Origin of the sequence: Bacillus licheniformis DSM 13 = ATCC 14580 (genome assembly GCF_000011645.1) — a bacterium.
In the GTDB taxonomy this organism is placed as follows: domain Bacteria; phylum Bacillota; class Bacilli; order Bacillales; family Bacillaceae; genus Bacillus; species Bacillus licheniformis.
The window spans coordinates 4,174,153-4,190,284 of record NC_006270.3; the positions used below are offsets into that span (position 1 = coordinate 4,174,153).

General features: G+C 43.2%; 16 protein-coding genes and 4 tRNA genes. 2 read left to right on the forward strand and 18 right to left on the reverse strand.

The features are described 5' to 3' along the window. Window positions 1–14: 14 nt before the first annotated feature. Window positions 15–1,259 (forward strand): recombinase family protein, encoded by a 1,245-nt coding sequence (locus tag TRNA_RS42760; RefSeq protein ID WP_011198488.1) that lies wholly within the window; start codon window positions 15–17, stop codon window positions 1,257–1,259. 409 nt (window positions 1,260–1,668) lie between these two features. On the opposite strand, the gene rlmH is transcribed toward TRNA_RS42760, so the two are convergent. The 18 genes from rlmH to TRNA_RS42845 all read right to left on the reverse strand — a co-directional run bounded on the left by rlmH (window position 1,669) and on the right by TRNA_RS42845 (window position 15,587). Next, window positions 1,669–2,148, reverse strand: a complete 480-nt coding sequence (gene rlmH, locus TRNA_RS42765; RefSeq protein ID WP_011198489.1) for a 23S rRNA (pseudouridine(1915)-N(3))-methyltransferase RlmH — start codon at window positions 2,146–2,148, stop codon at window positions 1,669–1,671. A gap of 80 nt (window positions 2,149–2,228) precedes the next feature. Next, complete coding sequence (locus TRNA_RS43520; protein ID WP_003177948.1) at window positions 2,229–2,387, reverse strand: CxxH/CxxC protein; 159 nt, start codon at window positions 2,385–2,387, stop codon at window positions 2,229–2,231. A gap of 198 nt (window positions 2,388–2,585) precedes the next feature. After that, window positions 2,586–3,068, reverse strand: a complete 483-nt coding sequence (locus TRNA_RS42770) for a DUF4234 domain-containing protein (protein WP_009330015.1) — start codon at window positions 3,066–3,068, stop codon at window positions 2,586–2,588. A 430-nt stretch (window positions 3,069–3,498) separates the two neighbouring features. Continuing rightward, complete coding sequence (locus tag TRNA_RS42775; RefSeq protein ID WP_011201784.1) at window positions 3,499–4,017, reverse strand: GNAT family N-acetyltransferase; 519 nt, start codon at window positions 4,015–4,017, stop codon at window positions 3,499–3,501. Between the two features lie 30 nt (window positions 4,018–4,047). After that, complete coding sequence (locus TRNA_RS42780) at window positions 4,048–4,518, reverse strand: membrane protein (protein WP_003177954.1); 471 nt, start codon at window positions 4,516–4,518, stop codon at window positions 4,048–4,050. A 256-nt stretch (window positions 4,519–4,774) separates the two neighbouring features. Next, complete coding sequence (locus TRNA_RS42785; RefSeq protein WP_011198491.1) at window positions 4,775–5,620, reverse strand: SAM hydrolase/SAM-dependent halogenase family protein; 846 nt, start codon at window positions 5,618–5,620, stop codon at window positions 4,775–4,777. Window positions 5,621–5,916: 296 nt separating this feature from the next. Further along, entirely contained in the window at window positions 5,917–7,128 is a 1,212-nt protein-coding gene (locus tag TRNA_RS42790; protein WP_011198492.1) for a S1C family serine protease, read from the reverse strand. A gap of 82 nt (window positions 7,129–7,210) precedes the next feature. Beyond that, a complete protein-coding gene (locus tag TRNA_RS42795; protein WP_011198493.1) occupies window positions 7,211–8,005 on the reverse strand; it encodes an MBL fold metallo-hydrolase in 795 nt (264 codons plus the stop codon). A 14-nt stretch (window positions 8,006–8,019) separates the two neighbouring features. After that, window positions 8,020–8,868, reverse strand: coding sequence for a two-component system regulatory protein YycI (locus TRNA_RS42800; protein WP_011198494.1), 849 nt, complete (start codon window positions 8,866–8,868; stop codon window positions 8,020–8,022). Continuing rightward, complete coding sequence (locus tag TRNA_RS42805) at window positions 8,855–10,219, reverse strand: YycH family regulatory protein (protein WP_003177963.1); 1,365 nt, start codon at window positions 10,217–10,219, stop codon at window positions 8,855–8,857. The genes TRNA_RS42800 and TRNA_RS42805 overlap by 14 nt, the downstream gene beginning before the upstream one ends. Beyond that, window positions 10,209–12,053, reverse strand: a complete 1,845-nt coding sequence (walK, locus tag TRNA_RS42810) for a cell wall metabolism sensor histidine kinase WalK (protein WP_009330019.1) — start codon at window positions 12,051–12,053, stop codon at window positions 10,209–10,211. Before walK ends, TRNA_RS42805 begins: the two co-directional genes overlap by 11 nt. A 7-nt stretch (window positions 12,054–12,060) precedes the next feature. After that, complete coding sequence (gene walR / locus TRNA_RS42815; protein ID WP_003177967.1) at window positions 12,061–12,768, reverse strand: cell wall metabolism DNA-binding response regulator WalR; 708 nt, start codon at window positions 12,766–12,768, stop codon at window positions 12,061–12,063. A 418-nt stretch (window positions 12,769–13,186) separates the two neighbouring features. Beyond that, window positions 13,187–13,259: transfer RNA gene (locus TRNA_RS42820), tRNA-Phe, on the reverse strand. 26 nt (window positions 13,260–13,285) lie between these two features. Then, window positions 13,286–13,362, reverse strand: a tRNA-Asp gene (locus TRNA_RS42825). Window positions 13,363–13,450: 88 nt separating this feature from the next. Next, window positions 13,451–13,522: transfer RNA gene (locus TRNA_RS42830), tRNA-Glu, on the reverse strand. Window positions 13,523–13,529: 7 nt separating this feature from the next. Further along, window positions 13,530–13,605, reverse strand: a tRNA-Lys gene (locus TRNA_RS42835). 215 nt (window positions 13,606–13,820) lie between these two features. Further along, window positions 13,821–14,231, reverse strand: coding sequence for an NUDIX hydrolase (locus TRNA_RS42840; protein ID WP_011198495.1), 411 nt, complete (start codon window positions 14,229–14,231; stop codon window positions 13,821–13,823). A gap of 63 nt (window positions 14,232–14,294) precedes the next feature. Then, on the reverse strand, window positions 14,295–15,587 hold the full coding sequence (locus TRNA_RS42845; protein ID WP_003177974.1) for an adenylosuccinate synthase: 1,293 nt from the start codon (window positions 15,585–15,587) through the stop codon (window positions 14,295–14,297). A gap of 264 nt (window positions 15,588–15,851) precedes the next feature. Here TRNA_RS42845 and TRNA_RS42850 point away from each other — a divergent pair, with 264 nt between their 5' ends. Continuing rightward, a complete protein-coding gene (locus tag TRNA_RS42850) occupies window positions 15,852–16,118 on the forward strand; it encodes a holin (RefSeq protein WP_011198496.1) in 267 nt (88 codons plus the stop codon). Window positions 16,119–16,132 lie beyond the last annotated feature (14 nt).

A 16,132-nucleotide genomic window follows, 5' to 3' on the forward strand; every position in this document is an offset into this window, starting at 1 on the left:
AAGGGAGGATTATTATGCACGAAATAAAACGTGTCGCAATTTACTGTAGAGTTTCTACCGAAGAGCAGGCAACGGAAGGATACAGCATATCTGCCCAATTACAAACTTTACGTCAATATACTCAGTTATATGGTTGGGAGATTGCAGAGGAATATGTAGATGAGGGAATAAGTGGAAAGAACATTAGCGGTCGCCCTGCAATGCAAAAACTTATTTCAGATGTTGAAAAGGATAAATTTCAAGCTGTTCTTGTTTGGAAGATCTCACGCCTATCACGAAATATGTTAGATACTCTCACTCTATTAGACAAATTCGAAGATTATGGAGTAAAGTTCATCTCTTACTCTGAAAACTTTGATACAGGCAGTCCAATTGGTCGTTTAGTTGTTCAACTAATGGCTTCCATTGCAGAAATGGAGCGTAATACGTTATCTGAGAACGTTAAGCTCGGAATGAAACAGAGAGCATTAGAAGGTTCATGGAATGGAGGCGTTGTATTTGGCTACGATACAATTGAAAAAGAGCTTGTGATCAACAAAAAGGAAGCTGAGATTGTACAACAAATCTATCAACTATATGCCAATGGTAAAGGCTTAAAGTCAATCGCAAACTACTTAAATAAAGCAGGTTACAGAACTAAACGGAATTGTTATTTTTCGATAAACGGTGTAGCTCAAATCTTAGACAATGTTATCTATAACGGGAAGATCAGTTGGTTAAAAGTTGAAAATTGGGATACAAAACGGAGGAGAGGGAAAAATCCAAATCCTATCCTTGTAGAAGGACAGCATGAAGCCATTATTTCCGATGAATTATGGAGTATGGTACAAGCAAGGCGGAAAAGTAAATCATTTAAACAAAGGCAATCTAATGAACCATTTTTACTTAGCAGTCTTTTACGTTGCCCCGATTGTGGTCAAGGTATGGTTCCTGCCATTACAACAAATAAACGAAAGGATGGAACAAAGAAGAAATATCGTTATTATGTTTGCTCTAACTTTCATAACAAAGGTTCATCTGCATGTAGAGCAAATTCAATAAAAGCATATGATGCAGAATACGAAGTAATTAATAAGATTGAGAAGATCCTTTCCAACCAAAATCAGTTATTCTCTAAACTTCAATCTATAAATACTACTTCGATTGAATCTTTAAACCAACTCAATAGTGAATTGAAACAATTAGAAAATCGCCTATCAGAAATACAAGAGTACAGAATCGTTACTTGGAAGCATTTGAGCAAAAGACCTTACCAATAGCAATCTTGCAAGAACGATTACAGCATGTCTCTAAAGAAAAAGCAGAGTTAGAACAAAGGCACAATGAATCACTGGGCAATTAAGCTCGAACGATGCAAAAGTAATAAAACCAGAACTGATTCAAAAGCTTTTAGAAAAATTCCTTTTAGTCTATAAACAATCATCAAGAGAAAGGCAAAAACAGTTACTTCAACTTTTGCTTAATAAAATTACAGTAAAGCATCCAATTGGTCAATCACGAATGGTCGATCAAATTGAACTCGACTTTGACTTTTCAGAGGTCAATATTTCTAAGACCTTTACACTTATCCACATGTTGTATAGAGAAACGGATAATGCAAATGGTTTTCCAAAGCCAATACCCGCTTCCGACAACAAAATACCACCATATTTACATCATTTTTTGCCTCTATTTATGGTACGGTTCCCCTCGATTAATCCTAAAAGCCCGATAAACCTGCTCGAGCAAAATCAGTCTCATCAGCTGATGCGGGAACGTCATCCGTGAAAACGACAGCTTCTCATCTGCGCGCTTCAGGACGGCGTCGCTTAAGCCGAGCGAGCCGCCGATGACGAAGGTTGCCTTGCTCTTTCCATATGTGGCGAGTCTATCCATATTATCGGCTAATTCTTCCGAACTTTTCATTTTTCCTTCGATCGCCAGGGCGATGACGTGGGCGTCTGGGCTGATTTTGGAGAGAATTCGTTCGCCTTCTTTGTCTTTGACGATTTTCATGTCCTGGTCGCTTAGGTTTTCCGGTGCTTTTTCGTCCGGAAGTTCGATGATGTCGACTTTTGCGTATGCCGAAAGCCGTTTTATGTATTCATCGATTCCTTGTTTTAAATATTTTTCTTTTAGTTTTCCGATTGCTACGATTGATATATTCACAGGTCATCCCCACTTTAAGAACAAGTTATTCAGATGCATTATCCACAATTGTGGATAAAGGTTGTGTATTTAGTGTCCGATCATTCGTTCCCCACTATATATACTGCAGGCTTATCACACAATTCACAGGTTGTGGATAAACTGTGTGTATGTTCGATTTTTCTGATTTCCGGGGCCAATTCTTCCTCATCCACATACATGTCAATGACCGTTTCAATATGCTCTTCGCAAGACTTCATAAAAGTCCCTCCAATATCTGTATCATTGGGCTCTTTTATAAAAAAGCTCCTTATTCAATATACCCTATTTATGCACATGTTAGTAGGTTTTAGCATGACTTCACGCGGTTATCCACAAGCTTTTATATTCCTCTGGATAACTCTGTTCTCTCCAAATAAAAAACACCAGCCAATCTCGCTGATGCTTTAATCTTGTTTTTATACTGCTTCTCTTTTTTCCTGAACAACTAAAGAATGCTGATTTGTAATATACTGCAAATATGAAACGTTAAGAATGAAAGTCCAAAACCCGTTAACCTGCTTTTCCGACAGCCCAATAAACGCTTTTCTAACCTTAAATGCACTATATAAATTTACCGTCCAAAAAAGGAGGAATGAGAGCTGCGGGAGAAAGCTGTGTCCGGGGCGCAGCGGGAGAAGCAAAATGCTGTTGCTGTATGGCAGCAGGTCTTCACTTTGAAATGTGATTGAATAAAAAGTCCAAAAAGGCTCCAAAATTGAAAAGACGCTTAACAGCAGCGTCACTTTAATGGCGACATACGGGAGCTTAATTTGGCATCGTTCTAAATTCTTTCTTCTTGAGAGAAACCAATACGGGATGTATATGCCGGACGTTATGATCGTTAATAACACCGCATATAAGGGTTTTATTTTCGGAAATTCCTCTAATTCCTTACTCATGCTGAAACACTCTTCTTTCCTTAAAACTGTTCTTCCAGGTCTTTTTATCCTTGTCATCTATACTTTTCCACTTTCCATATCAAAATGTACTATATTGAATCCAATAAATCAAAATCCATTGAAGTGTTAAATTGGGATTTTCTTAGGTATATGGATTCTTTTTTTTGACCGGAATAAAAAAACTATATCCTTTTGCCCATTCCTTATTTCGTGTTCATCTGCAGAAATTCGACAATCAATAGGACATTATTCGTCATATTTTTACCTTTGTAATATGCAATCTGTCATTACGCAACATAAAGGGGTTCTATCGAATCATTTTGTCTTTTTTTCGTTATTTTTCGTATCTCTCAACTAGGAATAATGACACGCTATGTTCCATGTGGAACATTGGATATGAAAAAAGATCAAAGCTTTCACAGCTTTGATCTTACAGTCTCTTGCTCATATGCAAATCTGTCGTCTCGAAATTCATTTTTTCATATAGTCGCTTCGCTTTTTTATTATGGGCGAATACATGCAGGGACAGCTTTTTGACTCCTAATTGCTTTGCCTCCTCTTCTAAGACGGCTAAAGCCTGCTGGCCGATTCCCTGGCCGCGGTACGCTTCATAAAGCCCGAAATCGTAAATAAACGCTTCCTTTTGAGGGTGGTGCGGATCAGCGTAGATCCAAACCCAGCCTGCGGCGTTCCCGCTGTCGTTCATGATTGACCATAGATAATGGTTGATCGTTTCAATGCCGTTTGGCAAAAGGGCCGCAAACTGCTCTTCTGCTTTCTCCATAGCTTCCGCCACTGTCCATGTGCCCGCTTTTACTTTCTCCATGGCGTAATGCTGGATGGAATAGGTCTGGTATATCTTAAAGTCCTCTTCCGTCATTGGCGTCAAACGGATTTCCGGCTTTTTTCTCGGTTTGTTCAAGTCAATTTTAATTTTCGATTTCAACATCAAATTGTACTTCACTTCCTTGTTTATAGATCATGATGCTTTGCTCAGCCATTCGCTTTTCGGCTCGGAAAGTTTATTGATTCTGTGCTGAATGTAAATGATATTCAAAAGGAAGGCAAAAATCGATCCATTCGCAGGTTCTTTGCCTGAAAGCTTGTTTAATGAAGCAGTCACCACCAGTGCGCAGTATATCAAAACACCTGCGGACAGAATCAAAATCACGCGGTCGAGCAACATATACAGGCTGTAATGCATGTCAGGAAAAGCGATTTTTGCTGATATTCTAATTGGAATAGAAAATAAATGATAAAATATGATAGCTTTTAACGTGGTGTAGGGAATATCATGATAAGGCAGCAAATCGAAGCTTTTTTTCCTGGATAGAAACCAGTATGGTATGTAAACCCCCAGTGTGATCAGACATAGCACAAAAACGGACAAGATACTTCTGCTCTTTACATTAGACAGCGTTTTCAACGCAGCCTGCACATTGTCGTTCATATCATTCCTCCGGACACTCGTTTTCCAAACAAATGAATTGAATGAATTTTTTCATAGCAGCGGCACACCCCCTCAATATATTCTTTTCTCTTGTTTTAGACAATATGACTTAGGTACCAATGTGACAAAAGAACCATTTTTTGAAGAGGTTGCTGTCTTCACGATTAGCTGAAAAATGTGTGACAACCGTTTTTATGTCATAAGAATGACACAAAAGCAAGAGCCTGACTGGAAAATCAGGCTCTTTTGTCTAACGCTATATACTTTTTCGAAGAGAAATCCGCCAGTTGATGCCTGTGCCAATATGGTATGTTTTAGCAAATGATCCTTGGTTGAGGGCAATGCCCAAGCGGTCTAATGAATTGATATAAACAACCGGCTTGCCTACAGGCATATCGGCAAACGACCGGCCAAATGCCAACGTTTGCTGATAGACTTTTGTGTCTTCATGCTTGATGACGACTTCTACTGGATCTCCGTATTGAACATCAAGTGACTTGAAGAGCGTCCGGCTGATATTCGTCCAAAGGTTTCCAAACCGGACATCTAAAATATCGATCGTTCCGGTTATCCAATCATTTTCGATGTACGCTTCCATGACCGGCAGTTTGACGATGGAATCTATAGAAACTTCCGGACCGATCCTGTCGAAGCTGAGAGCGCCGGCTGCCAGTCTTGCCCCGGTGTAGGCGTAAATGTCGCGTCCATGGAATGTATGTGATTCGCCTGATTTTGGAAGCCTGTTTTGCGCTTCATCAAGATAGCGCGCCTCGGCAATTCCATTTTGCCGGCTGATGTGGGTGAGTGTTCCGTTGTCTGGTGTGATGATATATTGATTGGAAGAGGTTCTGACTGCGACGCTGCGGCGTTCTGAGCCGACCCCTGGATCGACGACCGACACGAAGACAGTGCCTTCAGGCCAATAAGAAACGGACTGCAGCAGCCGATAGGAAGCTTCACAAATGTGAAAAACGGGAATGTTGTGCGTCAAATCAAAAATCCGAATTGAACTGTCAACCGAATAAGCCACACCGTACATCGCATTTACCGCCCCGTCATCAAGGCCAAAATCAGATTGTAATACAAGTGCATGCTGACTCATCCTATCTCCCTTTCCGCCCTGATCTTTAAATCCTGCATTAAATCGGCCATTTGTCAGAATATTAAAGTCATCATATCGTACGCAAAATTGAAACGCAATATGATGCTTTGTCCATTTTTTACAAACTATAATTTTTGCAGGGCAAAAACTTGGAATTCACACCCAAAAATTCGATTATTCACTCAGAAAAAATCTCATTTCACTCTCCAAAAATCACATTTTTTCCTTTTGACGATCATTCGTTGGGCGCTTCATAATAAAAAAACAGCCCGGCCGTACCGGCCAGACTGTCTTTATCAGCTTCCTAATTGGGATCGGGTCAGCTTTACTTCTGTTGTCTTTTCTTTTCCGCCCCGCAGGTATTTGATTTTTACCTTGTCGCCGACGTTTTTGGTGTAAAGCTTTTTACGCAGATCAACGATATCGTAAACACGGTCACCGTTAAATTCGACGATGACATCGAGCTCTTTCAGACCGGCTCTGCCTGCAGGAGATACCGGCTGAACACCCATCACAACTACGCCTGATGTTACGTTTTTCGGCAGTTTAAGCGTTTCCTGCCAGTGGTAGCTTGCGATATCGCCAAGTGATTTCATCTCAATTCCGAGATACGGCCGTCTCACTTCACCGTACGTTTCCAAATCTTCGATAACCGGAATGGCAAGGTTGGCCGGAATGCTCAGACCGATGCCTTCGACGGCTGATTCAGCGATTTTCATCGAATTAATGCCGATGACTTTTCCATCAATATTAAACAGCCCGCCTCCGCTGTTACCCGGGTTAATGGCAGCATCCGTCTGCAGTACTTCGGCGTTCCAGTCCGGCTGTCCGTCTCCGTTGGAATCGACCGGCACAGCGCGTTCGGTTCCTGAGATGATTCCTTGTGTAACAGAGCCTGAAAACTGCAGGCCGAGCGGGTTTCCAATCGCGATGACAGGCTCGCCTGTCTTCACTTTATCAGAATCTCCAAATTCGGCAGCTGCTTTTATTTTGTTGCTGTTGACTTGCAGGACGGCCAGATCCATCAGCTTATCGCTGCCGATCAGTTTTGCCGGAATCCGTGTTCCGTCATTCAGGCTGATTTCTATTTGGGACGCCCCTTCAATGACATGGTGGTTTGTCACAATGTGGGATGTGTTGCCGTCCTTTTTATAAATAACGCCCGAGCCTGTTCCCGCTTCGCTGTCACCATCCCATACACCTGTCTTTTGGATGTTGATAACGCCGACAACAGAATCAGAAACCTTAGAGACCATTTGCGTGACTTCATTATTCACGTTGACGGATACATTGCGGACCGTCCCGCCCTGCTGTGCTCCTTGGCCGCCGCGCGCTTCGATGACTTGCAGATTATACGGCAGCCATCCCTGCTGCGAGAGATACGGCAAGGCAAACACTGTTAAAAGAGCGCCGATGACGGCGCCGACCAGGCTTGAAAACAAAAAGCTTCTCCAACTTCTCACCGGCTTTTCCCGAACGAATTTTTCCTCATCATGATTAAACTCCACTATATTCAAATCCTTTCAAGGAACGATATATGTATATAGTGTGGATCATCTGCCTGCAGATTAATCATTCAATCAGGAAAATTTACACCGCTACGAGAGGCGTCGGTTTCTTAGGATCGGTATCATATAAGTCAAACGTTTCTCCTGCCGCAAATCCTTTGGCAGCCAGCGTTTGCTGCACAGACATTCTTGCCAGCTCTTTCATGTTGTTGTCCTGGCTTAAATGAGCCAAATAAATTCTCGATGTCTCATTGCCGATTACATCGGTCATTGCGAGTGCCGCGTCCTCATTGGATACGTGTCCGACGTCGCTTAGAATCCGGCGCTTGATGTTCCACGGATAGCGGCCCATTTGCAGCATGCCGACATCATGATTGCTTTCAAAAACAAAAGCGTTTGCCGAGCGGATGATGCCTTTCATTCTGTCGCTGACATAGCCCGTATCCGTAATCAAAGCGAGCTTTCGGCCATTGTAATGAAAAACGTAAAACATCGGCTCTGCGGCATCATGGGATACCCCGAACGATTCGACATCAAGGGAGCCGAATGACTTGACGGTTTCCATTGGAAAAACGAACTTTTGGCCGTTATCCATTTTGCCGATATGCCCTTCCATCGCCTTCCACGTTTTTTCATTGGCGTAAACGGGCAGCTCATATTTTCTTGCCAGCACGCCAAGCCCTTTTATATGGTCACTGTGCTCATGTGTAACAAAGATGCCGTCGAGCTGATCAAGCTTTCGATCAATTTGCGCCATCAGCCCTTCCATCGCCTTCCCGCTAAGTCCTGCGTCAACTAAAAAAGCGTGGTCATCGGTTTCCAAATATAAAGCATTACCGGTACTCCCGCTCGCAAGTACGCTAAATTGCAGGCTCATGGTTTCTCACTCCATTATGATTTTTCCTTTTTCTCTTGTGATTGAAGAAGCGCTCCGTCCCGTGCATCCACGATAAATTCTTCGTGAATGGTTTTATCGTCCGTTTTGCGCTCCACTTCGATCCGCCAAACGGGCACGAAAATTTGAGCGCTTGCCAGCGGATACTGCGTGAAATAGCCAAGCTCGGCTGATTTAATTTTGCTGTACTTCTTCAAATAATCCGGGTAGTACAAAGCTTCAACCGCGCCGACTGCAGAGATCAGATTTTCCGTTTTGACTTCTTTAATATCCTGCAGCATTGACTGCTTATAAGACACGACTTCGTTTTTATTATTCAGGTACAGAACGACTTCGCCCATCTCGTTGTTATCATCATTTTGCCGGTCCTGAAAAATGTAATTCCCATTATAGGTTTGGAAGAAAACAATCTGTTTTCCGGACTTATCGACCTTCCAAAGCTTGTACTTATTGCCGTCGATAATCTCTTCATTCACGATTTCCCTTGCTTTTGTCTTCATATCCGTTTTCGGAAGCGCAATGGGTGTTTCAAACTCCATTTCTATTTCTGTCAAAGCGTTCTCTTTTGCGGTATTCATTAACGCCTTCGGCTTTTGCCCTTTTAACGATTTAATCTCGCTTTGCTTAAAGACTCGCTTTTGTGCAGAGATTGAGGAGCCTTTTGACGTCTCTTTAGACAAATTGCCGTATGAAATATGGTCTGCTTTCATATCCTCCTGCAGCGTTGATTTTTCTAAAATCGGAAACTGATTGTTGCTGCGCTTATTAAAGTATTGAAAGGCCAAAAAGATATCAAGGATGAGGAAGACGATAATGAAGATTGTTTTTGTTCTATTCCACTCCATTTTCTATGCCCTCCTTCACCGCTGAATCCTTCTTTGATACCGGCTTTACCGTACCGTTTATTTTAATGCACCATGTCGGCACAAGTTTGACAAGAGGGTCTTGTTCCTCTGATACTGAGACCATTTCATAGGCGGGGAAAATTTGCTCAATCTTATCAAAGTCATACTCTTCATTGTCTTGCAGGAACTGAATCAATTCTTCTCCGCTCATGATTTCTTTATCCTTTTTGCTGACCGGATTTGCGTTTGCGCCCAAGACATATGTCGGGTGTTTATAGTCCAATATGTCGTTGTTTGCCCAGCGAAGTTCAATCGATGTCGTTCCGAAAGGCTGGTTTTGGCTGTTAACGACCGGCAGCTGATCCATAAACAGATTAAAGTTGATCTGCTGATTTTCATTCAAACCGAAAAATTGATAATCATCCGTCCAGCTTCCCGTGTCGTTTAAATATTTGAAGCTTTTATTGATCAGCTCTCCATTTTGATAAGAAGTACTCGGTTCCAGGTTGCGGTGCTGGAACTTAATCTGTCTGTTGTTCGAGTAGATCTCCAAAAGGCTTGTTCCATCCGTATATACCGGTCTGTTTAAGTTGGTTTCCTGCCGCACGGTTTGCGGATCATCAAATAAAGCTTTTTTAAAACGCGTCGGGCTGATCGTTTCTGTAAAATACTCTTTTTCAGACAGCTTCAGCCGATTAACCGGAAGCAAGACATCTCTGCGCGAATTGATTGCAAAATCCTCATAAAGAGGCATCTGCGACTTTTCTTTTTCAATGTCTGAAAGGATGTTGCGGTAATTTGCCGATTCAATCACCGCTTCAACAACCGTCTCTTTGCTGAAGGATACAAAATAGATCTTCTTCATGCCCCGTCCTTCATTGAAAGGAAGAACGATTCTGTCAAAAGAGTTGTATTCATAAGAATTGGCGGACCATTTGAAAAGCGGCTGCAGCACATCGATCGGAATGTTGTCGCTGAAGACGAGATCCAATTTGGAGTCTTTATTTTTAGCGTATAGCCAGTTTTTGAACTGCTGCCTGTCAAATTTGTCCGAGATATCCTTTAACGATTTGACTTCCCATCGTCCCATGTCATCCCAGAGCTGAGAATAGAGCGTCGTGTCATTCAGCAAATAATGCTGTCCATTCTCATGAATGAACATTTGCTGCGGTTTGACGGCTTCATTTAACAACTTTGTCTGGTTTGTAATCGGCTGTTTGTCGCTGACCTGAGCCTGTGAGTCTTCAACTTTTTCGTAATTCCCCTGAAATCCCCAAATATTAAAAGTAAAAAGAAGACTGATCAAAACCAAAAGGGACAGTATTATCGTTTTAATTGTTTCACGCTTCATCCCAATCATCCTCTTGTTCTTCTTTATACGGCAGGGTAAATGTGATCGTTGTTCCTTTTCCTTCGATGCTGTCGGCCCAGATGTCGCCGCTATGGGCTTGTACCATTTCTTTTGCGATCGCAAGACCGAGTCCCGTACCGCCGAGTCTTCTTGTTCTGGCTTTATCTACACGGTAGAACCGCTCGAAGATCTTCTCCACGTCTTTTCTCGGAATGCCGACACCTTCGTCTTTGACACTGACATAAAGAAGCTCTTCTTCTTCATTTACATCAACAGAGAACGTGATATGGCCTCCTTCAGGGGAATATTTCAATGCATTTGAAATGATATTATCCAGCACTTGCGTAATCTTGTCCGGATCGATTTCAACATACAATTCTCTATCCGGCAGATTGCTGATAAACTCAACATGCTGCTCTTTCGTCATTTCAAAGCGTTCAATAATCAATGAGAAGAAACGGATAAAATGAATCCATTCTTTATTGAATTGATAATCTTTGCTATCAAACTTTGAAAGCTGCAGCAGGTCGTTGACAAGCCTGATCATGCGCTCTGTTTCATTCTGTGTCACATTCAAGAAGCGCGGCGCAATGTTTGGATCCTGCCATGCCCCTTCCGCAAGCGCTTCTAGGTAGCTTCGCATCGTTGTGAGCGGCGTTCTGAGCTCGTGGGAGACATTTGCAACAAACTCTCTCCGCTCTTGATCGATCTGCTCTTGTTCTGTGACATCGTAAATGACCGCAATCAATCCGTCGATCTTTCCGTGTTCTTTTTGGATGACCGAGAAATTGACGCGGAGCACAGACGTCCGTTCTTCCTGTTCAATTTCAAGAAGCAGGGAATCCTGCTGTTCAACCAAATCTTCAAACGTGTATTCGTCTTCAAGGCCGAGCAGCGAAGTGATCGGCATTTCAAGAGCCGTTTCACGTGAAACATTTAGAAGCTCCAGCGCCGGCGTATTAAGCAAAATAATCGCGCCATTTCGGTTAGTCGCGATAACTCCGTCTGTCATATACGCAATAACAGAAGATAGTTTTTTTCGTTCGCCTTCTGTCATGGACTGAGCTTCTTTCAGCTCTCTTGTTAAATAATTAAACGTTGTGGCCAGCTGGCCGATTTCGTCGTTTCCGTACTTCCTGACTTTTCTTGAGAAATTTCCTTTCGCCAGTTCAATGGCCTGTTTTCTCATATCTGACAGCGGATGTGTAATCGTTCGCGCGACAAAAATCCCGAGAAAAGCAGTGATTCCAAGCGCAATAAAAGTTCCAGACGCTAAAATGGTGTTGATCGTCCGGATTTGATTGTAGACATTATCCATCGATGCCACGACGTAAATGGCCCCGATTGTCTCTTGATTCGATTTTTTAATCGGTGTGACCGAAATCCGCACTTTGCTGTCCCGCTCCGGGTCGAAAAATTTATTTTCGTATGGAATGCCGACAAGCAGCGTCCTTTTGATAATGCCCTCTGTTGTCTTTTTCCCCGCCACCTCCCGGTTATAAGGATTGGAGGTCGCGATGACTTCATAGCTTTTATCAATCAGACTGACTTCGAGAATTTCGCCTTCTTTGCTGAAATCATTTAGAATCCGCTCTGCATCTTCCTTCAAGGTAGACGAGGAAGATGTGCTTCTATCCTTCGTCATTTCCTGTTCCAGATAATACGATAGGTTGTTCACCCGCTGATCAAGAGAGTCATTATATGATTTAAGAAGTGACTTCTCCATCTCATTGACAAAGTAGACGCCGATAATCTGCATGGCGACGATAATCAGCAGAACGTATATTAAGGTAAACTTAAAATGAATCGAGCGAAAAAAACTTACTTTATTCATTTGTGTATTAGTCCTGTTCCGGATTTCTCAAATAGTAGCCGACACCGCGCCTTGTAACGATCCAGCTTGGGTGACTCGGATTATCCTCGATTTTTTCGCGAAGGCGTCTAACCGTAACGTCAACTGTCCGGACATCCCCAAAGTAGTCGTATCCCCACACGGTTTGCAGAAGATGTTCACGCGTCATGACTTGCCCGATATGTTTTGCAAGGTAATGCAGCAGTTCGAATTCCCGATGTGTCAGCTCGATTGTCTCGTCGCGTTTTGAAACGACATAGGCATCCGGAAAAATGACGAGCGATCCGATTTGAATTTCGTTTGAAGACGATTCTTCTTCGGCAGGAGCCGCTGTGTTCTGTCTTCTCAGGTTCGCTTTGACACGCGCCAGCAGTTCGCGGGTGCTGAACGGTTTTGTCACATAATCGTCAGCGCCCAGTTCAAGGCCGATGACTTTATCGATTTCCGAATCCTTTGCTGTCAGCATAATGATGGGCATATCATATTTTTTGCGGACTTCACGGCACACTTCCACACCGTCTTTATTCGGAAGCATGATGTCGAGCAGAATCATATCAGGGTTGAGATCCTCAACCATCTGAAGCGCTTCATTGCCGTCGTATGCGCAATGGACTTCATAGCCCTCTTTTTTCAGATTAAACTCTAAAATATCAGCAATCGGCTTTTCATCATCTACAACTAGTATCTTTTTTTCCATTATTCATTCCTCCTGGTTCAGAGTTTGGATACAGCCAGCGGATGGCTGTCTATGTTTTATATCAAAGTACACTGCATGTCATCATTAAAAAAACACTTTCTAGAAATCGAAATAGATTTCTTATACATTATAACGTTTATGAAGCAAAAGTTAAAAAAATAGTTCAAAGGAAAACGTTTGGAAATTAAATCCACGCTTTATTTTTCCGCTTTTATCACAACAATTAAATTTTTGTGACTTTTTTTACTGAAAAATGAAACATTTTATGCTTCAAAGCCGTCTATATAGTAACGTCTTCTTCTTCGGCCGGGTTACCGGCCTCCCTTTTTTTCTCCTTTTCATTCCTTCAGCATTTTTATTTCATTGATTTCAGCTAAAAGAAAACGCATCTGCTTAAAAACAGACGCGCTTTTTAGAGTGGCTCGGGACGGAATCGAACCGCCGACACACGGATTTTCAGTCCGTTGCTCTACCAACTGAGCTACCGAGCCGGGTATGTATGTAACTTTTTATAAAATGGCGGTCCGGACGGGACTCGAACCCGCGACCTCCTGCGTGACAGGCAGGCATTCTAACCAACTGAACTACCGGACCTTGCATGATTACAGTACCTGCTGCGGAGAAGAATCGTGGTCTCCTCCGGAGCAAGCGGGGATTTAGCAATAACGCTAAAGTAAATCAATGACCCGTACGGGATTCGAACCCGTGTTACCGCCGTGAAAGGGCGGTGTCTTAACCACTTGACCAACGGGCCAGGGAAATGGTGAGCCATGAAGGACTCGAACCTTCGACCCTCTGATTAAAAGTCAGATGCTCTACCAACTGAGCTAATGGCTCAAGATTAAATGACACCCTTAAAATAACGACGTCCACATCTCAGGAAGCTTTTTCGGGATGTCTCTCGATGTGTACGCTGAAGCGAATTCTCCGAAGCGTATTCGGACGTGCTCTACCAACTGAGCTAATGGCTCGTCTCGTTGTTTTCGCAACAACGAGATTTATATTATCATAGAACGAACAGAAGTGGCAATATATTTTTTTATTTTTTTCTATTATTTTTTCCCTTCGTGATGATACTCCGCCCCTTCGCGGTTCAGCCAGTGCATGATTCCATTCGGATGGAATACAGACAACAGCCGGTCAGCTTCATGAAGCGGCACCCACTTGGCTTCAACAATGTTCTCGTCAAACGTGATGGCATCCGGACGGTCGGTGATCCGTGCTCTAAAGACGATGAAATATACATGCTCGCTGCTGATCACCGCTTCATTTACGGCTAAAATATCAAGAGGCTGAATTCCATAGCCAGTTTCTTCCTTCATTTCTCTCGCCGCGGCTTCCGTCAGCGATTCTCCAGCTTCCACCTTGCCGCCCGGCAATGTCCATGATTGATTTTTCTTGTTTTTCACCATCAGAATGTTGTTCTCTTCCGCGAATGAATATACAACATCGACACGTTCCATCCGTTTGCCCTCCTTGTCATTGAAAAACAAAGCCCCTGCGGACTGCAGAGGCTCTTCTAGAATTTAGTTCGGACGATAAACGCTTCTCACCACATTTGTTTGAGAGCGGTCAGGACCGACTGAGAAAATGGAAAGCGGAATGCCTGTCAGCTGAGAAACTCGCTCAAGGTAATGGCGGGCATTTTCAGGCAGGTCGCTCAAGCTTTTCGCGCCCGTGATATCTTCGGTCCAACCCGGCATTTCTTCATAGACAGGCTCACATTCAGCGAGCGCTTTTAAGCTTGCCGGGAACTCTTCCAGGATCTCGCCGCGGTATTTGTAAGCGACACAGATTTTCAATGTTTCAATACCGGTCAATACGTCAATTGAATTTAATGAAAGGTCGGTAATTCCGCTGACGCGGCGGGCATGGCGGACAACCACGCTGTCAAACCAGCCGACGCGGCGCGGCCGACCTGTAGTTGTTCCGTATTCGCGGCCGACCTCACGGATTTGGTCTCCGATCTCATTGTTCAGCTCTGTTGGGAACGGACCGTCTCCGACACGCGTTGTGTAAGCTTTCGACACACCAACGACGTGCTGGATTTTTGTCGGTCCTACACCTGAGCCGATCGTCACGCCGCCGGCGACAGGGTTTGAAGACGTGACAAACGGATATGTCCCTTGGTCGATATCAAGCATAACTCCTTGCGCCCCTTCGAATAAGACGCGGCGGCCGTCATCAAGTGCGTCGTTTAAGACGACGGACGTATCGCAGACATATTGTTTGATCTGCTGGCCGTACTCATAGTATTCGTCTAAAATGTCTTCTATTTTAAATCCTTCCGCATCATACATTTTTTCTAGCAGACGGTTTTTTTCTTCCAAATTGCGGGCGAGCTTTTCTTCGAAAACGTCCCTGTCCAACAGATCGGCGATCCGGATTCCGACGCGAGCGGCTTTATCCATATAAGCCGGGCCGATTCCTTTTTTCGTCGTGCCGATTTTATTGGCCCCTTTCCGCTCTTCTTCGACCGCATCAAGCTTTAAGTGATACGGCAGAATGACATGGGCCCTGTTGGAGATTCTCAAGTTGTCCGTGCTGACGTTCCGCTCATGAAGATAAGCCAGCTCCGTTACCAATGCTTTCGGATCAACAACCATTCCGTTGCCGATCACACACGTTTTATCCTTATAAAAAATACCGGATGGAATCAAATGCAGTTTGTACGTTACCCCGTTGAATTTAATCGTATGTCCTGCGTTATTTCCGCCTTGGTACCGTGCGATTACCTCTGCATTTTCGGAAAGGAAATCGGTGATTTTGCCTTTTCCTTCGTCACCCCACTGCGTACCTACAACAACTACTGAAGACATATCCGTGCACCTCCGTTAACCTTTTCAAACGATATCAATATCAAACACATTCAGTTTATCAGTGTCATCCCGTAAAGTCAATTGTAAATCCGAACATTAATTTTAACGTTGAACATTTTTGTTCGTTATTATAAAGCGAATTTCATATATTTTCTTTTTAATAGACAGTCTGTAAGTCAAATCTTAAAAAAACCGTTTTTCTTGGACAAAGATACATAAAAAACCGACAACGCAAATATTCAATAAGTAAGGAGGGAGATGCCGATGGAGACGGTATTAATTTTTGCATCAGTTTTATCGCCGATCATTTTGGCTTTGGTCGAATTGGTGAAGAAGACGGTCAAAATGCCGAAAAATTTGATTCCGCTCGTTTCACTCTTGATAGGTTTGCTGATCGGTGCCGCAGCATATCCTTTTACAGACCTTGAACTGGTGCTCCGTTTATGGTCAGGAGGACTGGCCGGATTAACAGCGACGGGTTTATTTGAAATCGGTAAAAACCGCAATGCAAGAAAAAAGAAAAATCCCTGAGAACATGTCTCAGG